Origin of the sequence: Joostella sp. (genome assembly GCF_048266025.1) — a bacterium.
Taxonomy (GTDB): Bacteria; Bacteroidota; Bacteroidia; order Flavobacteriales; family Flavobacteriaceae; genus Galbibacter; species Galbibacter atrarenae.
Genome location: NZ_JBLXAF010000008.1, coordinates 75,205 through 99,634, shown reverse-complemented (window position 1 = coordinate 99,634; position 24,430 = coordinate 75,205). Strand labels below are relative to the sequence as shown.

Here is a 24,430-nt window from a genome sequence, read left to right as displayed (position 1 = left end):
ATTTTTCAAGATGTAATTATTTATTAAAAATATGAACATCTCTCTGAGGAAAAGGAATGCTAATTTTATGTTCTCTAAATAGTTTATCAATTCTAAAACGCACTTCGCTTTTAATTCTTGGGTCTGAAAAACTGTCGTTTATAAAAAAATTGACATCAAATATCAATGCAGAATCTCCAAAGTCTTTAAAAACCACTGTAGGCTTAGGACTTTTTAAAACTCCCGTTTGCTCGGCAACACTTTGCAGCAACAACTTTTCTACAAGTCTTGTGTCACTTCCATAAGCTACTCCAACGGTAACTGTTTCTCTGGTAGTTTTATGGTTTTGTGTGAAGTTATATACAACTTCAGCTAAAAATATATGATTTGGAATAATAATTACTTTATCATCTCTGGTTATTGCACGCGTAGTTCTTAATTTAATATCTAGAACTTTTCCTACTTTTCCATTTATCTCTATAACATCACCAACGTGAAGCGATTGATCCAAAATGATTAATATTCCTGAGATAATATCTTGAAATAAATTTTGTAATGCAAACCCTAAACCTACAAATAAAGCTGCTGAAGCTGTTAAAAGCACAGTTAAATCGACCCCCGAAGAATTTAACACCGTAATAACAACTAGAATGTAAACTATATAATTTGTAAACTTAAAAATGCTTACAAATTTTCTTTTATCATCCAAAGGGAGTTTATCTGTTACAAGCTTTCTTATAAGTTTTAACAAATAATATGCTAAGACACAACTAAAAACAATAGCTAAAATGGTTCCTATTGTTATAGTAGAGCTATCCCCTTTATACAAGGGATAAGAAAAGAATTCCTTTATATTGCTGATTATACTGCTTATAATTTCTTTCATCTCTATTAATGTTCCAAAACTAGATGCAATATAGAATATTATCTATTTATATTTTAACCATTTATAAATTTCTTTATAACTAGGTTTTTTTCCATACATTAAAATACCTACTCTATAAATCTTAGCAGCTAGCCATACTATTAATAAAAAGGTAATAATTAAAAATAAAATAGACGTAATAAGTTGCCACCATGGCACTCCAGCTCCACCAACCCCATTTGGTAAACGCATCATCATAACTATTGGAGATGTTAGAGGAAATAAAGAAAAGGCAACGGCTATAGGACCATTTGGATTCTCAAATACCGAGAAAAAACCTACATAAATACCTAACATCAAAGGTGTAATTACTGGAAACATAAATTGCTGTGTATCTGTTTCATTATCTACAGCAGCGCCAATTGCAGCATAAATAGAGCTATAAATTAAGTATCCTAAAGAGAAATATAGTAAAAAGCTTATAATCAATGTTCCCCAAGGGATTTTCACCAACTCATTTACATATAATTGAATAGTATCTTGAGAACCCGCAGCTTCATTAAGTGTCTGCATGGCTTCAGGAGAGATATTTGCTTTAGAATGCATCGCATCAATCTCTATTCCCATAAATGATAATACCACATATGTTAAGACACCCGCAGAAATAATCCAAATTACAAATTGAGTAATTCCCGCCAAAGAAGTACCCAAAATTTTACCTAGCATTAATTGAAAAGGACGTACCGAAGATATTATAACCTCTATAATTCTAGTAGTTTTTTCCTCAATTACACTTCTCATGACAAAGGCTCCGTAGATAATAATAAACATCATTATTAAGTATCCAAAACCGCCGCCAATAAAAACTTTAAGTTCGCTTATACCTTTTAGATTTTTCTCGCCACTAAAGTTCACGATACTCATCTCATAATTATTCTCCAAATCTTTTAATACTTCTGGAGAAATGTTCAATTCCGCTAACTTATGCTCACGAACTTTATGTTCTATTTTCCCTTCTATACTGCCAAGAATATCAAGGCTTGGCGACTCTTTTGTGTAAAACTGAATTTTTTGAGCTACTTTATCTATTTCTTCGCCTTCAGGAATATGTAATAATCCATAATAGCCTGCTGCATTTACAGAGTCTATAGCTTTATCCAAAGAAATATTAGCAAAATCGATATAAGAAGCCTCTACACCTTCCGTAAACTGGTGACTAAAATATGGGCTTTCATCTAAAACAGCAATTACTCTCTTTTCATCTGCGTTTACTTTAGCTAAATAAACCACTAAAGCAATCATTGCAACGATAATAATAGGACTTAAAATAGTAAGAACAATAAAAGACTTGTTTCTTACTTTCGCCATATATTCGCGCTTAATTATAAGTAATAATTTATCCATTTAATTACGTTTTACCGTTTCAATAAAAATTTCGTTTGCTGTTGGTATTACCTCTACAAAATGTGTTACTGTACCTTGAGTAGTGAGATATAAAAGAAGATCGTTGGCTGTATTTCCATCTGTAAGCTGAATTCTTAACTGCAACTCGTTTCCTAAAGATTTAAATTGAGCCTTGGTAATTATATGCTTCGCCTCTAACGTTTGTCTTAAAACTTCCGGTTGATTGGTTTCTATACCAACTTCATAAGTTCCATTTCTAAACTCGCGTTTTATATCTATTAGCTTCCCGTCGAGAATTTTATTCGACTTATTTATTAATGCTATATGATCACATAACTCTTCTACGGATTCCATTCGGTGTGTAGAAAAAATAACTGTAGATCCATTTTCCTTTAAACGTAGAATTTCATCTTTAATAAGGTTTGCATTTATAGGATCGAATCCACTAAAAGGCTCATCAAATATTAAGAGTTTAGGCTCATGAAGTACTGTAACAACGAATTGAATCTTTTGTGCCATCCCTTTTGATAGTTCTTGCACTTTTTTATTCCACCAATCACCAATTTCGAGACGCTCAAACCAATATTTAAGCTTCTTCTGCGCATCACTCTTACTCATTCCCTTAAGTTGAGCTAAATATAATGCTTGCTCTCCTACCTTCATACTCTTATAAAGCCCACGTTCTTCTGGCAAATACCCGATCATTTTAACATGTTCTGGTTTTAAGTCTTCGCCATTAAAAATAACTTTCCCTACATCTGGATATGTTATTTGATTGATGATTCTTATAAAAGTAGTTTTACCAGCCCCATTAGGGCCTAGGAGTCCGAAAATAGTTCCTTCAGGAATCTCTAAAGAAACATTATTTAGTGCTTTATAAGCTCCAAAACTCTTGGAAACATTCTGAGCAACTAATAGATTCGCCATATATAAATTGATTTTTCCAAATATATTGGATATTGATATACTATAAAAGCCAAACGCAATTATAGTTTATCATATCTCTTAAATAAAAACCCACCCTTAAAAAAATATCAAGGATGGGAAAAAATTGCTATGAAAAAGAAAAAATTGACACTAGGTTAGAACTAGTGTCTTCACAAAGATATATTTTTTTATATAACACAAAAGTTAAATTATGAAAACATATCTTTTACTTTTTCAAAAAACGATTTATCACTTTTCTCTGGATTAGGAGAAAAATTATCATCTCCTACCATTTTTTCAAAAAATTCTCTTTGCTCTTTATTCAGTGTTTTTGGTGTCCATACGTTAATATGCACTAAAAGATCACCTTGGCCATAACCATTTATACTAGAAATACCTTTTCCTTTAAGGCGTAAAATTTTCCCTGATTGAATTCCTTCCTCAAGTTTTATACGCACTTTACCAGATACGGTATCTATTTCTTTAGAAGTTCCTAACACAGCCTCTGCAATACTCACATACAGATCATAATGAAGGTTATCCCCTTCTCTTTTAAGTGTATCATGCACCAACTCTTCAATGGCAACTAATAAATCACCTGGCATTCCATTGTTTCCGGGAGCTTCATTCCCTTTACCAGTTACTTTAAGCTGCATACCTTCAACAACTCCTGGTGGTATTTTTATAGAAACCGTTTCCTCTTTTACCACAAGTCCTTGAGCATCTGCTTCAGAAGATCGTTTATCGATTACTTCTCCTGCTCCACCACAAGAATTACAAGTAGTAGCCGTTTGCATACGTCCTAAAATAGTATTCGTAACACGCATCATTTGCCCGCTACCGTTACATGTAGGACATGTTTTATAGGTTACATCCTTAGATTGGATCTTTCTCTTAACTTTTACTTTTTTCTCAACACCTTTGGCTATTTCTTCCAAAGTAAGCTTCACACGAATACGGAGGTTGCTACCTTTAACTCTAGCTCTTCCACCACCGCCACCGAATCCACCAAAACCGCTGAATCCGCCACCGCCGCCGCCAAAGGCACCGCCAAAAATATCTCCAAACTGACTAAAAATATCATCCATGTTCATATGGCCACTACCGCCACCAAAACCACCAGCACCATCAAAAGCAGCATGCCCATATTGGTCATAACGCTGTTTTTTATTAGGGTCACTTAAAACCTCATATGCTTCTGCAGCTTTTTTAAACATACCTTCCGCCTCAGTATCTCCTGGATTTTTATCAGGGTGATATTGTATGGCCTTCTTACGATATGCTTTCTTTATCTCTGCAGCCGATGCATTCTTATCAATTCCTAGTATTTCGTAATAATCTTCCTTCATGTAAATATCTTAGAAAGGTATTCCCTTCGATTTATTTATTTTTATTTAATTAAGACTTAAAAATTGGTCTCTAGAATATAAAAATTCTTTGATTTTCTTGTTATGACAAAACGTCTACAAGTTTATTGTCCGACAATAACTTTTGGATGACGAATTACTCTCTCTCCAAGTTTATATCCCTTTTCGATAACGTCTACTATTTTTCCTTTTAAATCGTCTGATGGCGCTGGTATTTGCGTAATAGCTTCATGCAAATCTGCATCAAAAACATCTCCTGCTTTAGCTTCAACCGCCTCTAATCCTTTGCCTTGCAATGTATTTCTTAACTTATTATTTATAAGTTCTACTCCTTTAAAAAGCTCTTTATCTTCCGTTTTAGAAATCTCATTCAATGCACGATCAAAATCATCTAATACTGGTAACATTGAAACCATAATATCCTGACCCGCAGTTTTAAATAACTCAACACGCTCTTTAGATGTACGTCTTTTGTAATTTTCAAACTCAGCAAATAGGCGTAAAAATTTATCTTTTTCTACTGCCAAATCGTTCTCTAACTTCTCTTCGTTGCTAACTTCTTCAACAGTTTCAGTAGTTTCTTCTGCTGTTTGCTCTGTTGCCATATTCTCTTCTGCAGCTACCTCTTTATTTTTTTCTTCTTCCTTAGACATACGTTTGTTGTTTTTATTGACAGCTATCTGCCTGTATATTTTATTGAAAACACTATCTGTCAAGACACTATTTTCCTAACTTTCTTTAAACTCAATAACAGGAGGCAAAAGTATTGCCATTTATTCTAAAATGTCAAAATGTCACCAAAAAAAATTATTAAATATTTAATATAGTTATCCGAGGTTATTTATATTTTTGAAGACTAATCAAAAAAAATAATTCAAATGAAAAAGAATATCTTATCAATCTCATTGATAGCATGTCTTACAATTTTTACAGCTTGTAAAGATGACAAGAAAAACGAAACAACTCCATCTGAAGCGGAAGCTGCTAAAGAAGTAAGCGCTACGGCTACTAAATTTAAAGCTATTCCTGCTGAAAGTACTATCGATTGGAAAGGAGCTAAACCTACAGGAGAACATACAGGAACAATAGCTATTGAGTCTGGTGTTATTGCTGTAAAAGATGGTGCTGTAGAAAGTGGGAACTTTTTAATAGACATGAATTCTATTACTGTTACTGATCTTGAAGGTGACAAAAAAGAAAACCTAGAAGCGCATTTAAAAGGAACTGTTGAAGGAAAGGAAGATCATTTCTTTAATGTAAAAGATCACCCTACTGCTTATTTCGAAATTACAGGAACTGAAGTTAATAATGGGAAAACTTTTATAAAAGGAAATTTAGCTGTTAAGGGGATTAAAAGAAATATTTCTATTCCTGTTACGCTAACAGAAAATGGAGATTCAATATTATTAGCTAGTGAAACTTTTACTATTGACAGAACACAATGGGAAGTAAACTATGGTTCAAAATCTGTTTTTGGAGATTTAGGAGATAAGTTTATCAATGATGATATAGAACTAAAAGTTTCTATAAAAGCTAATAAAGCATAATTTATTTCAGAAAAAATTAAAGCTTATGAGGCCAATTCTTCACGGAATTGGCTTTTTTCATTTATAATATCTTTAAGTGCCAAGCAAACATTAGAGAAGTTAAAATTATAACCTGATTCTTCAATTTTCTTAGAACTTACCCGCTGACTCGCGTATAAAATATAAGCCATTTCCCCTAGAGCCAATTTCAACAATGCTTTTGGAGCATTTGGCAACACTATTGGTTTATTATAAACACTAGCTATTTCGTGTGTTAGCTTTGTATTAGTTACTGGATTTGGAGCTACGCCATTATAAACGCCCTCTAATCTGTTTTCTATCACATGTAGATAAATCCTAGCAATATCAGAAACATGAATCCAACTCTGCCATTGCTCTCCACTTCCAAAAACGGTTCCCGCATAATAACGAATAGGCTTTGCCATTTTTGGTAAAGCTCCTCCATCGGAAGATAAAACTAACCCTGTTCGAATTTTTGCAACTGGAACTTCATGAACTTTTAGTTGATCGGCAGCAGCTTCCCATTTAGAAACTACTTCCCCTAAAAAAGAATCGTCTATTGTAGTAGTATCCTCTTCGTAGTAATTGGTATAAGAATCTGGGTAAATACCAATTGCAGAAGCAGAAACTATAGATTTAATATTATGATCTATTTTGGATAATGAATCGTTGAGTAATTGAAGTGAATCTACCCTGCTATTTAATATTTTCTTTTTATTCATAGGTGTCCAGCGCTTAGAAATACTAACGCCAGCTAAATTAATTATAGCATCAACACCTTCAAAACAAGTCAAATCAATTTTCCCTTTACTGGGATTCCAATAAAAGCCTTTATAATTTTCTCTATTCTCAATCTTAGATTTGCTAGTAGAAAGATAATTTACAGCATATTTCCTATTATGGCATACGCGCACAATTTCCTCTCCTATTAAACCTGTCGCCCCTGCAATTAAAATCCTCATACCTTGATTTTTGATAAAAATAGGGAAATTAATCTATCAGCTAGCAGTAATTAATTTACCTTTAACACTCTAGTTATAAGTTTTTAACGTATTTAAAGAATTTTCTTATCCTCTCTTAACAGCCCTTAACATTTCTCGCTTACCAGGAGGCCCCGGAAGTCTTTCTACTTCAAAACCAACTTCTTGCATCGCTCTACGAACGCTACCTTTTGCGGCATAAGTAACTAACATTCCATTACTTTTTAAAGCGTCATACATTTTTTTAAAAATAGATACTTCCCATAATTCTGGTTGTACGCGAGCTCCAAAAGCATCAAAATAAATGATATCAAAAATATTTTTATCTGAAATCTCATTAAAGAATATCTTTCTCTTTTTTAACTGAAAAGACTCTGATAACTCATGATAATCCCCCCAAGTTACCTGATGCATCTTATCAAAAACATCAGCCTTGTTTATAACTTTAAGCTCTGCTACATAATTAAGGTGCTTCACCTCTTCTAAAGACACAGGATAAGCTTCTACTCCGTCATAAGTAACTCTCACACCTGATTTCTCTGCTTCAATAAAAGTTATGAAGCTATTAAGTCCTGTTCCGAATCCAATCTCAAGTATAGAGAGTTCAGTACAGCTATTTTCTTTCAGAAATGGATAAAAACCACTTTTTATAAATACGTGGTAAGCCTCTTGGATTGCTCCGTGCTTGGAATGATAATGTTCATCTAACTCTTCAATATATATGGTTGACGAACCGTCGGAAGTTTGTATTATTTTTCTCTTCAAATCTATTTTTTTAGTAGCACCCCATCTGCTTCAAAGGCAAAGGTACGCTCTGGATCTGTTATCGCCGTAATTTCCTCTTCTGTCTTCCCAGCATCTTGAGCATAATGTTTTAGATCACTTACAGAAACTTCATCTACAAAAGCATTCCCTTTTAAAATTACTTCTTTTCCAGCGATATCTTTGGGAACAAAAAAACCATAATCTTTAAATTTCACCATTGCCAACTCTCCATCTGGTAAATCGAGTTTCATCCAACATCCTTTCTTCTGGCAGACCTCCACAACTTCCGCTTTAACTACAACTGTAGTAGAATCTCCTACTTCTATAGAATGATATTTACTAAGGAGTTGTTCCGTATCGATACTATTATTCAACATAATAGTATCTCCATAAACATTATAGTTTTCTGCAATCTCTTTATTGTTATCGCGTTTATTTCCTGTACAAGAAGCTAGTAAACCTGCTAGAAGTATGACGATTAATTTTATTTTCATATCAATTATTTTTTAATGTAAAGTGAACACAAAATAACTTATTTTTGCATTAAATAATACATATTTTGCTAGAATATTTTCTAATTTAGCAGAATTAAAGATGAGTTATGAGCAAGGAAACAGTTACAAAAATTGAAATTGAGAAAGCAACTACTTCAAAAATTAATGAAGTAGATTTTAACAACTTAGTGTTTGGAAATATTTTCACTGACCATATGTTTGTATGTGATTTTGAAGATGGAGCTTGGCAAACACCTAAAATCACTCCATACCAACCACTTACACTAGATCCTTCTGCGAGAGTTTTTCATTACGGACAAGCCGTTTTTGAAGGAATGAAAGCATATAAAGATGAGCACGATGATATTTGGCTTTTCAGACCAGAAGAGAATTTTAATCGTATCAATAAATCTTCTCATAGATTAGCAATGCCAGAATTCCCTAAAGAATATTTCTTTGAGGGACTAACAGAATTACTAAAACTAGAAAAGGATTGGATTAAAAAAGGATTTGGAAATAGTTTATACATCCGTCCTTTTGTAATTGCTACAGAACCAGGTGTATCTGCTTCACCAGCAAAAAAATATAAATTCATGATTATTTGCTCTCCTGCACAGTCTTATTATGGCGGTGAAGTTAGAGTAAAAATAGCTGATCACTACAGTAGAGCTGCTAGTGGCGGATTCGGATTTGCGAAAGCTGCAGGAAATTACGCTGGGCAATTCTTCCCTACAAGTATTGCAAACGAAGAAGGTTTTCAACAAATTATATGGACAGATTCTGAGCACCATGAGTATTTAGAGGAAGCTGGTACTATGAATATCTTCTTTAGAATTGGAGATAAACTCGTTACTTGTCCTATTAGTGATAGAATTTTGGATGGTATTACTAGAAGAAGTGTTATTACTATGGCGGAAGATATGGGTATCGATGTAGAAGTTCGTCCAATTAAAGTGTCCGAAATAATTGAGGCTGTAAACAAAGGAGAACTTAAAGAGATCTTTGGTAGTGGTACAGCTGCAGTTATAAATCCGATAGCTGGTTTTGGCTACAAAGGAGACAAATGGGAGCTTCCTAAGACAGAAAACACATATGCAGCAAAAATAAAACAAGCCATTATGGATATTCAATATAATACTGTTGAAGATAAATTTGGATGGAGAGTAAAAGTTTAAAATAAACGAAGTTTATTTTTCAAAAAAAGGCATTAAAAAAGTTGAACAACTTTTTTAATGCCTTTTTTTTTGCTACTGCTCTAATACTTTGGCTATAGCAGGCTTGAAATAATCTGGCCCTTTTAAAACTTTCCCATCTTCCCTATAAATAGGCTTACCGTCTGCTCCTAGCTTACTCATGTTACTTAATTGAATTTCATTAAATACATCTTCGATTACATGTTGCATTCCATGTTCTAAAATTGTTCCACAAAGAATATACAACATATCCCCCAATGCATCTGCAACTTCTACTAAATCATTATTTTTGGCGGCCTCTAAATATTCATCATTTTCTTCTGCCATTAAATTATGACGTAAAGCTATTTTCTCATCTTCTAATTGTGCCCTAAGAACATCAGAAACCCCTAAACCGAATGCATTATGGAATTTCTCTACTGCTGCTAATTTATTTTTCATCTATTGAATATGTTTAATTTTTATTTAAAAAGAAGTTTTTTATAAATGGTTTTTACTACAGCTAATTTGATTAATTTTGCCGAAAATTAAAAATATATGTTTAGCAGTGGTCAACTAATGTTTGCTGGATTATTTGTTGTTATTTTCGTCATTATAATGATAATTAGCTACAAAAGAGATAACAAAACACATAAAAAACAATATAAAGGCACTATATGGGTTCTTATATTTTTTATCATTTTCATATTTAGCATAGCTTTTATTAAGTATTTAACAAAAAACTAACATTTAAAACAGAGTAACCTCATATTTAGCGACTTAATGTTAATTTTAGTGCTCGATATGAGATTTTATGTTATAATTTTCTTATTTTTGTACAAAGCAATCAACTTAAGCAATGATGATTTTCTTTACAATCTTATTCAGCCTGTTAATAATTAATGTGGTATTATTATTATTCAGTGTTAATAAACTTCCAAAAGCAAAAACCAAAACTGCTGCTATTTACAATACGCAACATAGTAAAGGTTTAAAAGCTGAGAAAGAAGTTTCTAGCAACGAACATGAAGTGGTTTTAAAAGAAGCCATATAATACGCCAAAATTATTGACATTTAATGTATTTAAAAAATCTTTATAGAAACGTACATTTTTTGTACATTGGGTATAACATATACACTTTTTTATGAGAATTTTAAAATACCTTATCTTCTTACTCCTTATAACTGCTATAGGGGTAGCTATCTATGTAGCAATACAACCTGATAATTACAAGGTTTCAACAAACGCTACCATACAAGCACCTCAACCAGTTATATACAACTACATTAACGATTTAAAAGAATGGCCAAAATGGAGTCCATGGCATGAAAAGGATAAAAATGCTTCTGTTTCTTTTGGAGAAGTCTCTAAAGGACAAGACGCATCTTATTCTTGGAATGGAGAGACCATGGGAGAAGGTACTATTAAAACCAATTACAGCAAAAAAGATTCCATAAACCAAACTATTAATTTTATAACCCCTTACGAATCTACTTCAAAAATTTTCTGGACACTCTCTCCTGTTGAAAAACAAAAAGAAACAGTGGTAACTTGGGGAATGGAAGGAAAACTCAGCTTTACAGAGAAAGCTATGATACTACTAAAAGGCGACATGGAAGCTGATTTAACAAAAGACTTTAATAGAGGACTACAAAAGTTAGATAGCCTGATTATATCCGACATGAAAAAATACAGTATTTCTATTATTGGAGAAACTGCATACGGAGGAGGCTATTACTTATACCAAACAGCTAGCGCCAAACAAAACGAAATTGATATTGCCACTAAAAGAATTTTTCCTGAGATTAAATCTTTTATGGAAGATAGCTATGTAACTGCAGCTGGAAATGAGTTTATCTTATTTCAACAGATGAACGATAATAACGAAACTGCCATCTTTTCTGCTAGTATTCCTATTAAAGAAAGAATAGGTACACCACCTGGAAGCACTATACTATGTGATTTTATTGAACCAGGCAACTATTTTAAAACAGTATTAAAAGGGGATTATAGCAACATTAATGAAACATGGATCAAGGCTAGAGAAGCAATGAAACAGCAAAACCTAGAACCAGATCCTACTAAATACCCATTTGAAACACACATTAGAACTTCAAAGGAATATCCTAATCCAGCTGATCATTTAACTGAGGTTTATATTCCAATACTATCATATGTAAATACATCTTCAGTAATTAATACGGAACAATATTAGATATTAAATCAACTAAATAACAACATCTATATATAAGGAGTGATAATTACATCACTCCTTTATTATTTACAAGAATTTTGAGCATCTTCAATATGACTCATAAAATATTCATCCGAGTAAGCTGTTATTAGATTGTTGTCAAAAATATTTTGACAACCACCTTTCCCTTTGTTACGAGCACACCTTAGTAAGTTACCCTTTCTCTCAACTCCCCTCTTCTTCTGAATGCAGTAAAATCATCTACAACTATTGTATAAGAAGAAAGTCATAAACTATTATTTAGTAAGAATTACCTTCTGCCTTTGTGGTAATTATAATTCATTTTAAAAAATCTGAATTAACTACACTAAAACTTCATCATTTTTTAATTGCCCCTAAAAATTAAGCGTTTAAAAATTCAAAAATAACATCAATATTATATTTACCCCTAATTTTAATAGGGGTGTTATTAATAATTCAATAAAAATTAAACGAATACCCCCTATTTTTTTTCTCGTAACAATTTTTTAACATAGTTTTAAGCAAACAAATCATTTAAATATGAAGAAAATTGAAGCCATTATTCGTAAATCAAAATTTGATGACGTTAGAGATGCGTTACATCAAGTAGAAGTAAACTTTTTTAGTTACTGGGATGTTACGGGAGTAGGTAACGAGAAAAAAGGCCATGTATATCGTGGGGTAAGTTACAGTACAGCCGACATCCAAAGACGGTATTTATCAATCATTGTTTCAGATGAATTTGCTGAACGAACGATTGAAGCAATCCTTAAATCAGCATATTCAGGAAATGTTGGTGACGGTAAAGTTATAGTATCTCCTGTAGAAGAAGCCTATCGCATTAGAACGAGAGAAAAAGGCAAAGAATCATTAAAATAAACCAACTAAACTAATTAAAAAAACTCTTTATGGAAACAAACGTTATAGAAGTGAACGCAGTTCTAGATATAATGTGGATAATGATCGCGGGAATCCTCGTGTTTTTTATGCAATCCGGTTTTACACTTGTAGAATCTGGTTTCACAAGATCTAAAAACGTAATCAATATAGTAATGAAAAACTTTGTGGATCTCGCTGTAGGTTCATTAGCTTTTTGGTTTATTGGTTACACATTAATGTATGGAGAGTCTATCGGTAGCTTTATCGGTACTCCTTCATTATTCTACAATGTAAGAGAAGATATGCACAACTTATTCTTTCAAACTGTATTCTGTGCAACGGCAGCTACCATAGTTTCTGGAGCTGTTGCAGAAAGAACTAAGTTTACTACGTATGTAATCTTTTCTTTAATAATGACAACGCTAATCTATCCTATCTCAGGCCATTGGGTTTGGCAAGGAGACGGGTGGTTAACAAAACTAGGTTTTATAGATTTTGCTGGATCAACAGTTGTACACTCAGTTGGAGGATGGGCTGCTTTGGTGGGAGCAATTCTAGTAGGACCAAGAATAGGAAAATATACAGAAGGAAAATCAAATGCTATCCCAGGACACAATATGATGTTTGGAGCACTTGGAGTATTTATCCTTTGGCTAGGATGGTTTGGATTTAATGCTGGATCTGAGTTAGCCATTAGCGGAGAAAGCTCATTCAACGCAGCAGGGATTATCATCACTACAAACCTTGCAGCAGCAGCAGGTGCAGTTACTGCATTAGCGCTAACATGGATTCGCTACGGAAAACCAGAGGTGTCTATGACTCTTAACGGTGCTTTGGCTGGTCTTGTTGGAATCACGGCAGGATGTGCTGCAGTAAGCCCTGGAGGCGCTGCTATTATAGGTGTCCTTTCTGGCTTAACAGTTGTTTTCTCTATAGAATTTATTGATAAAACTCTAAAAATAGATGATCCAGTTGGAGCAATTTCTGTACACGGTGTGTGTGGAGCTCTTGGAACTTTACTAGTAGGTGTTTTCGCTACTGATGGAGGGCTTCTTTACGGAGGAGGATTCGGTCAACTTGGAGTTCAAGCTATTGGAGTTGTAGGAATTGGTGCATGGGCATTAATCACCTCATTTATTGTATTATTCATTCTGAAGAAAACATTAGGATTAAGAGTTACAAAAGAAGAAGAAATAGAAGGATTAGATATGCATGAGCACGATGGTGCTGCATATCCAGATTTCACTATAGATCGTTAGTTAGTTAGTTTTTAATTAAGGGAAATGAACGGAGCGGTATTTGGCGGTACGCTCCGTTCTGCACCCACTTTCACATAGCTAACAATTATTATTTGATTCATTAAACACACAAACCAAACAACTATTAACTATAGAATTATGAAAGCGATTACAAAAACAAATATCGTAAAAAATATATTTATCCTAGCAGTATCTTTCGCTAGCTTTAGCACATTTGCCCAAGAAGACAAAAAGTTCTCTTTTAGCGGTTCTGCAGATGTGTATTGGAAAACTAATTTTACTGGAACTAATGAAGCTGATGAAGACGGAATGTTCAACACTCCTCCTACTTCATTTGCCAATAGAAGCGGTTTCGCCCTTGGAATGGCAAATCTAATAGCATCATACGAAGGTGAAAAGGTAGGATTTGTAGCCGATTTAGTATTTGGGCCTCGTGGGGAAGACGCTGTATTTTTATCTACAGGATCTGCAAATATTGTTAATCAATTATACGTATACTGGAATGTAAGCGAGAAAGTAAGACTTACTATGGGTAACTTTAATACATTTTTAGGGTATGAAGTAATCTCGCCTGTAGGTAACTTCAACTACTCAACTTCTTATATGTTCTCGTACGGACCATTCTCACATACAGGAATTAAAGCAGACTTTACATTATCTGATGATTTCTCTTTAATGTTAGCTGTTATGAACAGTACAGACTTTACAGAAATTAATTTAGACGGAAGCTATACAGCTGGTGCTCAATTAGGATATAAAGGTCAATATTTAAACTTTATCTATGGAGCGCAGACAGGATTACCAGGAAAGACTTTCCAAGTAGATTATACAGGTGGATTTGATTTATCTGATGCTTTTTACTTAGGAATAAATACAACTTATAATACTACTGATGACTCTGGATTCTACGGTTTCGCACTATATCCGCAATATGACACTTCTGAAAAATTCTCTGTTGGACTACGTGGGGAATACTTTAAAGAATTTGATGGCGGTGTAGGTGTTTTCGGATTAGCTCCAGATAGCGATGCTGATGTTTTTGAATTTACACTGACAGGAAATTATAAAATAAGTGATTTAACTATAAAACCAGAATTAAGAATTGATAGTGCTTCTGAAGACATCTTTCTAAATAATGACGATGAAGCAACTGGAAGTCTAGCATCATTCTTAGTAGCGGCAGTTTATTCTTTCTAATCAACCAAAAATATTCTTAGGTTAAAATAAAATAATCCCTAAACGATTAATAAAATAAATAGCCAAAGAATAAAAGTCTTTTAAGACTAAAGAAATTTAAAATTAGCCGTTTACTCGTTCTAAGTGTAACCCTAGGGTTACGAAGCCTGGTGGTGGCTCCGCCAGGCTTTTTTATTCACTATATTTTGAGAACGTAACTACCTCAAACATAAGTCTAAAAATATCTCTATCCCCTACACTACTTATATCCTATATTGTTCTTCGATTAAACTATAATCGATTAAAATTTTCTTTACTTTTGATAGTCATCAGATTAATTGATTACCAAAAAACGGAAAGTGGCTGTACAAGATATTATAACATATAGTTTTAATGATATTTTCAATATAAGCATTGTTGACTTCGACAAAGCTTGCCTCATAAATGAATCTGGCCAACTAAATACATATACCATCTATTGGATCAAAGAAGGTAAGGCCGACTACAATATAGATTTCAAAACGTACGCTATAGATAAAAGTGTGATTTTCTTTCTTTCTCCTGGTCAAATATTCAGCGTTGATAATGAAAAAATAAAAACAGCTTATAAGCTCTCTTTTAAAAGAGATTTTTATTGCATCCAAACGCACGACAAAGAAGTCTCTTGTAATGGTGTTTTATTTAATAATCTATACGAAACACCTTTTGTAAGTCCGTCAGAAGACGAGAATAAAAAGCTTCAGTTTATAATCGACAGCTTATTAGATGAACTAAAAAGTGAAAATACAGGACAATACGACCTCTTACAAGCTTATTTAAAACAGTTTATTGTTAATTCCGTTAGAATAAAAAAAGAAATTACTCCTTTAAAAACAGATGAAGAAACTGTACTTTTTAAAGAATTTAGTCTTTTAGTGGAGCAATTTTATAAAGAAGAACACACCGTTACTTCATATGCTAATAGATTGGGTATTTCTCCAAAATCTTTAACCAAACATTTTCAAAGGTTAGGGTTTGAAACTCCAAGTGACATTATTAAAAATAGAATTATCCTCGAAGCCAAAAGGCAACTAAGCTATACAAACAACTCCGTTAAGGAGATTGCTTTTATGCTAGGCTTTAATGATCCTGCGTATTTTACTCGCTTTTTTAAAAAGGCATTAGCCGTTTCTCCTCTTCAATACAGAAATAAAGATGCCAATTAAAGCTGTTAATAATTCAGCTAAAAGAAAAATACTACTCAAACTCTGTTTTTTCCACTTCAATCTCATAAACACCACATGTGCATGTGCTAGGAACCTTTGTCCATTTTTTCAGCACTGTAATGGTCACATCTTTGTACCATCAAATTATAACAACTAAAATTATCAAGTTATGAAAACAGGAAATTATTTAATTCAATTAGGATTCGGTTTATTATTTATATGGGGAGGGATCGAAAAATTCATCGAAGGTTTTATGGGAGGAGTAGGTCTAGAAAATATGGCCGCTTTATTAATGAATAACGGATTATCATTTTTAGGAGAAAGCGGAGCTATTATGTTATCTGGAGTATTGGCTTTTCTAGAATTAATTGCTGGTATATTACTGGTTATCAATAAAAAAATATTTTACTCCTACACTTTCCTAGCATTTATAATGTTAATGGCCTTAATAATAGTTCATATCCCTTCTGGAAACTGGATGAATATAATGATACACATTGCATTACTATTAGCGCTATCTGGATTGGCAATTAATACACAAACCTCAACAATTACAAAAGTACAAGCGTAAGGAACTTTTGTCCATTTATCAGCCTCACTATATGCCTCATCTTTGTATCAAACAAAAAACAATAAAATAGAATATATATAAATCATTAAAACAAAATATTATGAGTACTAGAATCAAAACATTAAACCCAGAAACTACAACAGGAAAATCAAAAGAATTATTTGATGCTGTGCAGAAAAAATTAGGATTTGTTCCTAATCTATTAAAGGTATTAGGAAACTCTCCTGCAACATTAGAAACTTACTTAACACTAGGTAGTTTAACCGAAAAAGGAAATTTTAAGCACAAAGTAAGAGAGCAATTAGCGCTTACAATTGCAGAAACCAATAATTGTGATTACTGTTTATCAGCACATTCAAAAATCGGATCTGGACATGGTTTAACTGCTGAAGAAATAAATAAAAACAGAAAAGGAACTTCAGAAGATGCTAAGATTGAAGCGTTACTTCAGTTTACAAAAAAAGTTACTGAAAATAAAGGAGTTGTTTCTGATGCCGACTTAAAAGCCTTTAAAGACGCAGGATATACAGACGAAGACGTTCTTGAAGTAGTTTTAAATGTAGTTGCAAATACACTTACAAATTATGTAAACCATATTGCAGATACAGAAATAGACTTCCCTGTTGTTGAAGCAGGAAAATTCAACTAATTAATAAGTAACCAAAAAAAAAAAATTATGAGTACTACAAGCAACAATCACGAAACTGAAATTAAGAATGCTTTAAATGAACTAGAATCTTTACTTGGAAAAGGAGAATTCCTAACGGCAATGGATAAATACTTAGATGACGATGTTGTGCTTCAAGAAGCAAATAACGATCCTAAAATAGGTAAAGAAGTATGCATTATTGCTGAAAAAGAATTATTAGAAACAGTTTCTGAGTTTATCCGTTATGAAATTAAAAACATTGCAGTACAAGGGGATATTTCTTATTACGAGGCTATAATGGAGTTCAAAACAAAAGATGGTGAACATCATAAATTTGAACAAGTTAATAGAACACAATGGAAAAATGGTAAAATAATCAACGAGCGTTATTACCATTCATAGATAAAATGTCCCTTCATTAATGCTTGAGAGCTGCTTCCGAAAGGAAAGCAGCTCTTTTTATTTAAGAATCATGAAGCAATCGCTTCATACTTACATCTTCATAGTTTCTTCGCACAAATTCTAAAGCAACCCTTACAACTTGTCCCATTGAACGACATCTCTTAAACTTCATATCCAACGTATAATTATAAAGTTCATTTTTTAACTCTTCCAAATTTTCAGGGGTCGTAATATGGTCATTTATCATGCAACGCAACAATGCCTTTAATCGCTTCTTGGTAGTTAAAATTCGCTTTGCTAATAAAGAACGCTCTTCTTTTTTATATTGCTCAATAGATGCTGGCTTTAAACGCTCTTGCACCATTTCTACCATTTTAAAGTTTTCTTTAAAAAACTGTGGTTTATACACTTTAAAATTCCCCTCATAACACTGTTGGTCAAAATCAATAGCCCGGATTTTAAAAATCACATTATCAAAATCATGAACAGGAATAATCACATAATTATAAGAACGCATATCTCCCAACAAGCGTATCATACAGCGTTCATTGAACTTAACAAACTCTTTTGCTATTTGACTTTTTTGAATATCTGTACATTGAGGTAATGAGTTTTTTATAAATTCATCTCCAGGAATTCCAGAAATATGCTCCTCAATAAGAGTATCGTCATACACTGCAAAATTCATTCTATTTGGAGATAGTATATGCTCTAACTCTAAGCCATAAACCCGAGAGGCATCTGCCTTTTTCACATATATATATGTGTAATTATCATTTAAAACATTACGTACTTTTATACGAAAAGGTTGCGAATTTCCGAAGGTACAGAAATCAATAGCATCGATATTTAAATATTGAAAAGTATCTTCATTACCATCAGAAAAAATCAATGTATACACCTGCTTCAAATGGTAATCTATTTCCGGTCTTTCAAATTCAGAATAGTAAACACGAATCCATAACGTATCATTATCATCTTCGTCATAAACTACTACGGAACCTGAAAAGCGTAATAAATCATCATAAGAAATAGGAATCTTAGTGGTTCTGCTATAGCGCTCCAAATAGATTAGTAAACGCTCGCTCACCGGATAAGAAGGTTTTTTCTTCGACATTAATTTTTCACTCATATCCTTTTTCTTCTAATTTAATCAAATTTAATCTATATTATTGTAACAATTCTATTCAGAATTCGTCAAGTTAATAGAATCAACTCGAAAAAAGAAAAATTTGGAAACTATTCTTACTGTAAATAATCTTACCAAGAAATTTGATCTTTTGACTGCTGTGAACGATCTTTCTTTTACTATTGAAAAGGGAAACGTATACGGTATTCTAGGTCCTAATGGAAGTGGGAAGTCTACCACTCTAGGTATTGTGCTTAATGTAGTTAATAAAACTGCGGGAGAATTCTCTTGGTTTGAAGGAAATGTATCTACACACCAAGCACTAAAAAAAGTAGGCGCTATTATTGAGCGTCCTAATTTTTATCCTTACATGACGGCTATCCAAAACCTCAAATTGGTATGTAAGATAAAGGAAGTTCCTGAAGATAAGATTGAGGAAAAACTAGAACTCGTTGGACTTTTAGATCGTAAAGACAGTAATTTCAAGACATATTCTTTAGGGATGAAGCAACGCCTTGCAATTGCTTCTGCATTATTAAACGATCCTGAAATATTAATTCTAGATGAGCCTACAAACGGATTAGATCCACAAGGAATTCATCAAATAAGGGAGATTATAAAAAAAATAGCAGCCATGGGAACTACAATCCTTTTGGCCTCCCATTTATTAGACGAAGTAGAAAAAGTATGTTCACATGTAATCATTCTTAGAAAAGGAATAAAATTATATGCAGGCCGTGTAGATGAAATGATTGCTAGCCACGGATTCTTTGAATTGAAGGCTGAAAACGAAAAAGCTCTCATCGATTTATTAAATAATAATCCTGCTTTTGGTTCTATAAAAACTGAAAATGGACTTATTACAGCATTTCTAAAAGAGCCTATGGATGCTACTACATTTAATAAATTCATGTTCGAAAATGGAATTGTACTTTCCCATTTGGTAAAAAGAAAAGAAAGTTTAGAAGAGCAATTCCTAACCCTAACAAAAAATTAATCTCACTGATGAAAAGACTACTTCAAATAGAATTTATAAAACTCTGGAATAACCGCGCAAGCAAATTTTTAATTATTGCATATTTTGTTTTACTAACCTTTATTGCCCTTTTTGCTACTGTAAAATTTGATGTCGGTGAGGTTAATTTCCAATTAGCAGATCAAGGGATTTTTAATTTCCCATATATCTGGCATTTCAACACTTATATTGCCGCCTTCTTTAAGCTATTTCTAGCGATTGTTATTGTATCGATGATGTCGAACGAATACAGTAACAAAACAATAAAACAGAATCTTATTGACGGACTTAGTAAAAAAGAATTCATTCTTTCTAAATTCCTTACTGTAGTTGTTTTCTCAATCGTCTCTACGATATTTATTTTTATAATATCGCTAATATTGGGACTTTGTTACTCTGATTATAATGAGCTAAGTATTATTTTTTCTGACTTAGAATACCTATTTGCTTTCTTTGTAAAACTTCTTGGTTTTTTCTCCTTCTGTTTATTCTTAGGGATTTTAGTAAAAAGATCTGCATTTGCATTAGGTTTCCTAATTTTATGGCAAGTTATAGAAGGTCTTTTATTTGGACTTGTTCGTTGGCAAACTGATGGAGAAACTACGAGTTTGATAACACAATTTTTACCATTAAATGCAATGAGTAACCTTATCCCAGAGCCTTTTAGCAGACTTGGGGCTGTACAATCTGTAGCCAACCAAATGGGAGAACCTCTAAGTAAAGATTATGCTGTGCATTGGTACACGGTATTAATTGTTTTATTATGGACATTCATCTTTATTTACCTATCATTTAAACTTCTAAAAAAGAGAGACTTGTAAACAAATACTAAATGCCAGCCCTAAAATATTACCTACCTATACTTTTACTACTTTCTTTTGTAGAATTTAGTTCAGCACAAACACTACCGCCGCTCCCAAATGATTGCGTTAACGCAATAACTGTTTGCGGAGACGGCTCCATTTCTTCTAATGCTATAGGAAATGGCTCTGCTGACTTTAACCCAAATGATATTTGCAGCGGAAGAGAGACAAATAGCATTTGGATAAAAATTAATATTTCTAGTACAGGAACACTTGGCTTTAATCTTAAGCCTCAGAGCCCTGACCTATCTGTTGACTATGATTTTTTTGTATTTGGCGCAAATAAAGCATGTGGGAGCTTAGGCCAAGCAATTCGATGTTCAACCACAAATCCGCTCCAAGCAGGACTCACAACAAATATGACTGGGATGAATGGCAGTTCGATAGAAACTTCTGAAGGTCCTGGTAATGATGGAGACAGCTTTGTTAAATGGCTCGATGTTACCGCAGGAGAGTTTTATTATATTATGATTGAACGCCATCATGGTGATAGTAGTTTTAATATTGAATGGACAGGAAGCGCTACAACTGGAAAATCACCTTTCCCTCCAACTCCAACCGCAGCAAAAATTAAAGATGATACTATTTGTAATAATAGCGGAACAAATGTATTTAACCTCAACAATTATTCATCTTCTATTAACTCAAACATCAATAACACTATAACATTCTATTCTTCGGAAAGTGACGCTTACGATAACATTAATCCGATTGCTTCTAATCAGACCCTTTCAGAAGAAGAAAAAACAATTTATAGCAGGGTAACCAATGTTAATGGTTGCTTTGACGTTACAAGTTTTAAAATTTCAGCATATAAAAATCCTACAGCTACTAACACCACTTTAGTGCAATGTGATCTAGATAATAATTCAACCGATGGAATTACAAACTTTAATCTAACACAAGCTGAAAATGAAATAACCAACGGCAACTCAGATATTCTAGTTTACTATTACAAATCTATTGCCGACAGGAATTCAGATAACTATATTATAAATCCTAATGATTTTAGAACTGATAAAACAATTATCTATACGAAAATAGTAAACAAAAATGGCTGTAATAAATTTGGAGAAATAAAACTAGAAGTTACACCTACACTAGCTAGTCTTAATGAAATAGGTCCTTTTTATACTTGTGAAAATGATGAAAACAACATTAATCCTGAGGGAACCTTTAATTTAAAAGATGTTAAAGAAACCTACTTTAAGAATTTAGACATTGCTTTTTATAGTACACGAAATGATGCCTCTTTAGAACTCAACAAAATCAATAACGATTTAATTACGTCGACTAATAAAACAATTTTTGTTAGAATTGAAGACAACAATAAATGTCAAGAGGTAAAACAGTTTGATCTAATTGTAAATAAAAAACCTCTAGTAAATCTCCCCGATCCTCTTCCTAAGTTATGCCTTAACAATCCAACAGCTAGAATATCCGCAGAATCGGGTTTTGATAAATATGAGTGGATAAAAATTAACAACAATGGAACTGAAACTACTATTGGGAATAATCAAAATATAGTAATCACTTCAACAGGTAATTACAAACTTGTTTTAACAAGTATACACTATGACACTTCTGGAGGCATAAAAAATGAATGTTCAAATTCTGAAGTTTTTACAATCAACGCTTCTAACATAGCAACTTTTAGACCAGAACCTGAAATAAATGATATTCATAGCAACAATAGAGTCACTGTTTTTGTTGAAGGCGAGGGCGATTATTTATACGCAATAGACAATCCCTCTGGCCCCTTCCAAGTAAGTAATATTTTTGAAGATGTTCCTAAGGGGTTTTCTACTATTTATGTCCAAGATAAAAATGGCTGCGGAATTGTTTCTAAAACCATTTCTGTGATTGGTTACGATAAGTTTTTCACCCCAAATAATGATATGCGAAATGACTATTGGAAAATTTATGGCATCAATTCATCTACCCAATCGAAATCACTTGTATTTATTTATGATAGATATGGAAAGCTTGTTAAACAACTGAACCCATTGAGTAAAGGTTGGGACGGTACATTCAATGGAACTCCACTACCCGCTTCTGATTATTGGTTTCGAGTAAAATTAGAAGATGGTCGTGATTTTAAAGGGCACTTCACCTTAAAACGATAAGGTTTTTTTAATTAACAATCACTTAAATTCACTCCTACAGCCAAGCCACCTTCTGAAGTCTCTTTATATTTAGAATTCATATCTTTTGCAGTTTCCCACATAGTATTTACCACTTTATCCAAAGGCACTTTTACGTTCTTCGGATCAGTTTCTAAAGCTAACTCTGCCGCATTAATAGCTTTTATGGCCCCCATAGAATTACGCTCAATGCAAGGCACTTGAACAAGTCCTGCAATAGGGTCGCATGTTAGTCCTAAGTGATGCTCCATTGCTATTTCTGCTGCCACTAAAACTTGATCTGGACTTCCTCCAAGAAGCTCTGTTAGCGCTCCTGCAGCCATTGCTGATGAAACCCCAATTTCTGCCTGACATCCACCCATTGCCGCTGAAATTGTAGCTCCCTTTTTAAAGATACTTCCTATTTCTCCTGCAACTAATAAGAACTTTTTTATTTCATCAAATCCAGCTTCATGATTTTCAATCACCATATAATACATTAGAACTGAAGGAATTACTCCTGCACTACCATTTGTTGGTGCCGTTACTACTCTCCCTAAAGCTGCATTTACTTCATTTACAGCAATTGCAAAACAACTTACCCATTTTAGAATTTGGCGGAATTTAACCTCCGTATGACGAATAGATTCCAACCATTCTTGAGGGGTATTATACTTTATATCTCCTATTAATTTTTTATGCGTATCATAAGCTCTTCTACGAACATTAAGACCGCCAGGAAGATTCCCTTCAGTATGACAGCCTGTATACATACACTCAAGCATGGTATTCCAAATACGGTGCAATTCACGATCTATCTCCTCATCTGAACGTAAAGAACGTTCGTTCGCCAAAACAATTTCAGAAATACTTGAGTTTTCCTGAAGACAATATGCTAAAAGCTCTGTTCCCTTTTGTGTTGGAAAAGGGAATGATTTTAAAGTTTCTAAGTTCTCCTTTGCGTGAATCAACTCCTCTTTTACAACAAATCCTCCACCAATAGAATAATACGTTTCTTGTACCGACTCTCCCGTAATTAGTTCTGCTTCGAAAGTGAGTCCGTTTGCGTGAAAAGGAAGAAAATCTCTGTGAAAAATAATTCCCTCTTTGAAATTAAAATCAAGTTTCTTTTCACCATTTAAATCCAAACGATTTTCAGTCTTTATCGTATTAACAATACCATCAATATCTTCGATAGGAATATACTCTGGATCTGCTCCAGTAAGCCCTAATAAAATCGCAAGATCTGTAGCATGCCCTTTCCCTGTTAATGAAAGAGACCCATACACATGAACTTTTACGGCTACCACTTTATCAAATAAACCGTCTTCTTTCAATTCTGAAATCCATCGCTCTCCAGCTCTCCACGGTCCTAAGGTGTGAGAACTAGATGGTCCCACTCCAATCTTTAACATATCGAAAACACTAATACACTCCATTACG

Annotated in this window: 25 protein-coding genes; 14 read left to right on the top strand and 11 right to left on the bottom strand. The window is 33.3% G+C overall.

Translation table 11 applies throughout. The features are described 5' to 3' along the window. Positions 1 to 16: 16 nt before the first annotated feature. From ACN0TY_RS13550 to ACN0TY_RS13530, 5 genes are all read right to left on the bottom strand, one after another. Positions 17 to 865: a mechanosensitive ion channel family protein gene (locus ACN0TY_RS13550; protein ID WP_236959066.1), complete on the bottom strand. Its 849-nt coding sequence runs from the start codon at positions 863 to 865 to the stop codon at positions 17 to 19. 42 nt (positions 866 to 907) lie between these two features. Then, the gene (locus ACN0TY_RS13545; protein WP_417444914.1) at positions 908 to 2,248 is read right to left on the bottom strand and encodes an ABC transporter permease; all 1,341 of its coding nucleotides are present in this window, start codon (positions 2,246 to 2,248) and stop codon (positions 908 to 910) included. Then, on the bottom strand, positions 2,249 to 3,175 hold the full coding sequence (locus tag ACN0TY_RS13540) for an ABC transporter ATP-binding protein (protein WP_236959064.1): 927 nt from the start codon (positions 3,173 to 3,175) through the stop codon (positions 2,249 to 2,251). Positions 3,176 to 3,384: 209 nt separating this feature from the next. Next, positions 3,385 to 4,524 carry a molecular chaperone DnaJ gene (gene dnaJ / locus ACN0TY_RS13535; protein ID WP_236959063.1) on the bottom strand — a complete coding sequence of 380 codons (1,140 nt, stop codon included), beginning with the start codon at positions 4,522 to 4,524 and terminating at the stop codon, positions 3,385 to 3,387. 122 nt (positions 4,525 to 4,646) lie between these two features. Beyond that, entirely contained in the window at positions 4,647 to 5,195 is a 549-nt protein-coding gene (locus ACN0TY_RS13530; RefSeq protein WP_236959062.1) for a nucleotide exchange factor GrpE, read from the bottom strand. Between the two features lie 225 nt (positions 5,196 to 5,420). Between ACN0TY_RS13530 and ACN0TY_RS13525 the strand changes: the two genes are divergently transcribed. Continuing rightward, positions 5,421 to 6,089 carry a YceI family protein gene (locus ACN0TY_RS13525; protein WP_417444913.1) on the top strand — a complete coding sequence of 223 codons (669 nt, stop codon included), beginning with the start codon at positions 5,421 to 5,423 and terminating at the stop codon, positions 6,087 to 6,089. 23 nt (positions 6,090 to 6,112) lie between these two features. Here ACN0TY_RS13525 and ACN0TY_RS13520 read toward each other — a convergent pair whose 3' ends face one another. The 3 genes from ACN0TY_RS13520 to ACN0TY_RS13510 all read right to left on the bottom strand — a co-directional run bounded on the left by ACN0TY_RS13520 (position 6,113) and on the right by ACN0TY_RS13510 (position 8,328). Further along, on the bottom strand, positions 6,113 to 7,051 hold the full coding sequence (locus tag ACN0TY_RS13520) for a TIGR01777 family oxidoreductase (RefSeq protein WP_236959060.1): 939 nt from the start codon (positions 7,049 to 7,051) through the stop codon (positions 6,113 to 6,115). Positions 7,052 to 7,156: 105 nt separating this feature from the next. Beyond that, positions 7,157 to 7,834 (bottom strand): tRNA (5-methylaminomethyl-2-thiouridine)(34)-methyltransferase MnmD, encoded by a 678-nt coding sequence (gene mnmD, locus ACN0TY_RS13515; protein WP_417444912.1) that lies wholly within the window; start codon positions 7,832 to 7,834, stop codon positions 7,157 to 7,159. A gap of 2 nt (positions 7,835 to 7,836) precedes the next feature. Then, positions 7,837 to 8,328, bottom strand: coding sequence for a DUF4920 domain-containing protein (locus tag ACN0TY_RS13510; RefSeq protein ID WP_417444911.1), 492 nt, complete (start codon positions 8,326 to 8,328; stop codon positions 7,837 to 7,839). 107 nt (positions 8,329 to 8,435) lie between these two features. Here ACN0TY_RS13510 and ACN0TY_RS13505 point away from each other — a divergent pair, with 107 nt between their 5' ends. Beyond that, complete coding sequence (locus ACN0TY_RS13505) at positions 8,436 to 9,503, top strand: branched-chain amino acid aminotransferase (RefSeq protein ID WP_417444910.1); 1,068 nt, start codon at positions 8,436 to 8,438, stop codon at positions 9,501 to 9,503. Between the two features lie 72 nt (positions 9,504 to 9,575). Here ACN0TY_RS13505 and ACN0TY_RS13500 read toward each other — a convergent pair whose 3' ends face one another. Next, positions 9,576 to 9,962: a hypothetical protein gene (locus ACN0TY_RS13500; RefSeq protein ID WP_417444909.1), complete on the bottom strand. Its 387-nt coding sequence runs from the start codon at positions 9,960 to 9,962 to the stop codon at positions 9,576 to 9,578. Between the two features lie 397 nt (positions 9,963 to 10,359). Between ACN0TY_RS13500 and ACN0TY_RS13495 the strand changes: the two genes are divergently transcribed. From ACN0TY_RS13495 to ACN0TY_RS13455, 9 genes are all read left to right on the top strand, one after another. Then, a complete protein-coding gene (locus tag ACN0TY_RS13495) occupies positions 10,360 to 10,554 on the top strand; it encodes a hypothetical protein (RefSeq protein WP_417444908.1) in 195 nt (64 codons plus the stop codon). A 91-nt stretch (positions 10,555 to 10,645) separates the two neighbouring features. Continuing rightward, a complete protein-coding gene (locus ACN0TY_RS13490; protein WP_417444907.1) occupies positions 10,646 to 11,716 on the top strand; it encodes an SRPBCC family protein in 1,071 nt (356 codons plus the stop codon). Positions 11,717 to 12,256: 540 nt separating this feature from the next. Further along, positions 12,257 to 12,595: a P-II family nitrogen regulator gene (locus tag ACN0TY_RS13485; RefSeq protein ID WP_236959052.1), complete on the top strand. Its 339-nt coding sequence runs from the start codon at positions 12,257 to 12,259 to the stop codon at positions 12,593 to 12,595. A gap of 29 nt (positions 12,596 to 12,624) precedes the next feature. Next, positions 12,625 to 13,854, top strand: coding sequence for an ammonium transporter (locus ACN0TY_RS13480; protein ID WP_236959051.1), 1,230 nt, complete (start codon positions 12,625 to 12,627; stop codon positions 13,852 to 13,854). A 138-nt stretch (positions 13,855 to 13,992) separates the two neighbouring features. Further along, a complete protein-coding gene (locus tag ACN0TY_RS13475; protein ID WP_417444906.1) occupies positions 13,993 to 15,051 on the top strand; it encodes a porin in 1,059 nt (352 codons plus the stop codon). A 338-nt stretch (positions 15,052 to 15,389) separates the two neighbouring features. Further along, complete coding sequence (locus tag ACN0TY_RS13470) at positions 15,390 to 16,235, top strand: helix-turn-helix domain-containing protein (RefSeq protein WP_417444905.1); 846 nt, start codon at positions 15,390 to 15,392, stop codon at positions 16,233 to 16,235. A gap of 169 nt (positions 16,236 to 16,404) precedes the next feature. Next, positions 16,405 to 16,806, top strand: coding sequence for a doxX family protein (locus ACN0TY_RS13465; protein ID WP_236959048.1), 402 nt, complete (start codon positions 16,405 to 16,407; stop codon positions 16,804 to 16,806). A 100-nt stretch (positions 16,807 to 16,906) separates the two neighbouring features. After that, entirely contained in the window at positions 16,907 to 17,455 is a 549-nt protein-coding gene (locus ACN0TY_RS13460; RefSeq protein ID WP_417444904.1) for a carboxymuconolactone decarboxylase family protein, read from the top strand. Positions 17,456 to 17,482: 27 nt separating this feature from the next. Then, on the top strand, positions 17,483 to 17,857 hold the full coding sequence (locus ACN0TY_RS13455) for a hypothetical protein (protein WP_236959046.1): 375 nt from the start codon (positions 17,483 to 17,485) through the stop codon (positions 17,855 to 17,857). Positions 17,858 to 17,918: 61 nt separating this feature from the next. Here ACN0TY_RS13455 and ACN0TY_RS13450 read toward each other — a convergent pair whose 3' ends face one another. After that, positions 17,919 to 18,989, bottom strand: coding sequence for a hypothetical protein (locus tag ACN0TY_RS13450; RefSeq protein ID WP_417444903.1), 1,071 nt, complete (start codon positions 18,987 to 18,989; stop codon positions 17,919 to 17,921). A gap of 100 nt (positions 18,990 to 19,089) precedes the next feature. On the opposite strand from ACN0TY_RS13450, the gene ACN0TY_RS13445 reads away from it, so the two are divergent. The 3 genes from ACN0TY_RS13445 to ACN0TY_RS13435 are packed head-to-tail and all read left to right on the top strand — an operon-like array spanning position 19,090 to position 22,990. Next, positions 19,090 to 19,983: an ABC transporter ATP-binding protein gene (locus ACN0TY_RS13445; RefSeq protein WP_236959044.1), complete on the top strand. Its 894-nt coding sequence runs from the start codon at positions 19,090 to 19,092 to the stop codon at positions 19,981 to 19,983. A gap of 8 nt (positions 19,984 to 19,991) precedes the next feature. Beyond that, positions 19,992 to 20,822: an ABC transporter permease gene (locus tag ACN0TY_RS13440; protein WP_417444902.1), complete on the top strand. Its 831-nt coding sequence runs from the start codon at positions 19,992 to 19,994 to the stop codon at positions 20,820 to 20,822. Between the two features lie 11 nt (positions 20,823 to 20,833). Beyond that, the gene (locus ACN0TY_RS13435) at positions 20,834 to 22,990 is read left to right on the top strand and encodes a T9SS type B sorting domain-containing protein (RefSeq protein WP_417444901.1); all 2,157 of its coding nucleotides are present in this window, start codon (positions 20,834 to 20,836) and stop codon (positions 22,988 to 22,990) included. A gap of 11 nt (positions 22,991 to 23,001) precedes the next feature. On the opposite strand, the gene ACN0TY_RS13430 is transcribed toward ACN0TY_RS13435, so the two are convergent. Continuing rightward, positions 23,002 to 24,426 (bottom strand): L-serine ammonia-lyase, encoded by a 1,425-nt coding sequence (locus ACN0TY_RS13430; RefSeq protein WP_236959041.1) that lies wholly within the window; start codon positions 24,424 to 24,426, stop codon positions 23,002 to 23,004. Positions 24,427 to 24,430 lie beyond the last annotated feature (4 nt).

Excerpts from the sequence above, each read along its gene's own strand:
- ACN0TY_RS13550 (WP_236959066.1), bottom strand. The coding sequence starts at position 865 with ATGAAAGAAATTATAAGCAGTATAATCAGCAATATAAAGGAATTCTTT.
- ACN0TY_RS13545 (WP_417444914.1), bottom strand. The coding sequence starts at position 2,248 with ATGGATAAATTATTACTTATAATTAAGCGCGAATATATGGCGAAAGTA.
- ACN0TY_RS13540 (WP_236959064.1), bottom strand. The coding sequence starts at position 3,175 with ATGGCGAATCTATTAGTTGCTCAGAATGTTTCCAAGAGTTTTGGAGCT.
- dnaJ (WP_236959063.1), bottom strand. The coding sequence starts at position 4,524 with ATGAAGGAAGATTATTACGAAATACTAGGAATTGATAAGAATGCATCG.
- ACN0TY_RS13530 (WP_236959062.1), bottom strand. The coding sequence starts at position 5,195 with ATGTCTAAGGAAGAAGAAAAAAATAAAGAGGTAGCTGCAGAAGAGAAT.
- ACN0TY_RS13525 (WP_417444913.1), top strand. The coding sequence starts at position 5,421 with ATGAAAAAGAATATCTTATCAATCTCATTGATAGCATGTCTTACAATT.
- ACN0TY_RS13520 (WP_236959060.1), bottom strand. The coding sequence starts at position 7,051 with ATGAGGATTTTAATTGCAGGGGCGACAGGTTTAATAGGAGAGGAAATT.
- ACN0TY_RS13510 (WP_417444911.1), bottom strand. The coding sequence starts at position 8,328 with ATGAAAATAAAATTAATCGTCATACTTCTAGCAGGTTTACTAGCTTCT.
- ACN0TY_RS13505 (WP_417444910.1), top strand. The coding sequence starts at position 8,436 with ATGAGCAAGGAAACAGTTACAAAAATTGAAATTGAGAAAGCAACTACT.
- ACN0TY_RS13500 (WP_417444909.1), bottom strand. The coding sequence starts at position 9,962 with ATGAAAAATAAATTAGCAGCAGTAGAGAAATTCCATAATGCATTCGGT.
- ACN0TY_RS13495 (WP_417444908.1), top strand. The coding sequence starts at position 10,360 with ATGATGATTTTCTTTACAATCTTATTCAGCCTGTTAATAATTAATGTG.
- ACN0TY_RS13490 (WP_417444907.1), top strand. The coding sequence starts at position 10,646 with ATGAGAATTTTAAAATACCTTATCTTCTTACTCCTTATAACTGCTATA.
- ACN0TY_RS13485 (WP_236959052.1), top strand. The coding sequence starts at position 12,257 with ATGAAGAAAATTGAAGCCATTATTCGTAAATCAAAATTTGATGACGTT.
- ACN0TY_RS13480 (WP_236959051.1), top strand. The coding sequence starts at position 12,625 with ATGGAAACAAACGTTATAGAAGTGAACGCAGTTCTAGATATAATGTGG.
- ACN0TY_RS13475 (WP_417444906.1), top strand. The coding sequence starts at position 13,993 with ATGAAAGCGATTACAAAAACAAATATCGTAAAAAATATATTTATCCTA.
- ACN0TY_RS13465 (WP_236959048.1), top strand. The coding sequence starts at position 16,405 with ATGAAAACAGGAAATTATTTAATTCAATTAGGATTCGGTTTATTATTT.
- ACN0TY_RS13460 (WP_417444904.1), top strand. The coding sequence starts at position 16,907 with ATGAGTACTAGAATCAAAACATTAAACCCAGAAACTACAACAGGAAAA.
- ACN0TY_RS13455 (WP_236959046.1), top strand. The coding sequence starts at position 17,483 with ATGAGTACTACAAGCAACAATCACGAAACTGAAATTAAGAATGCTTTA.
- ACN0TY_RS13450 (WP_417444903.1), bottom strand. The coding sequence starts at position 18,989 with ATGAGTGAAAAATTAATGTCGAAGAAAAAACCTTCTTATCCGGTGAGC.
- ACN0TY_RS13440 (WP_417444902.1), top strand. The coding sequence starts at position 19,992 with ATGAAAAGACTACTTCAAATAGAATTTATAAAACTCTGGAATAACCGC.
- ACN0TY_RS13435 (WP_417444901.1), top strand. The coding sequence starts at position 20,834 with ATGCCAGCCCTAAAATATTACCTACCTATACTTTTACTACTTTCTTTT.
- ACN0TY_RS13430 (WP_236959041.1), bottom strand. The coding sequence starts at position 24,426 with ATGGAGTGTATTAGTGTTTTCGATATGTTAAAGATTGGAGTGGGACCA.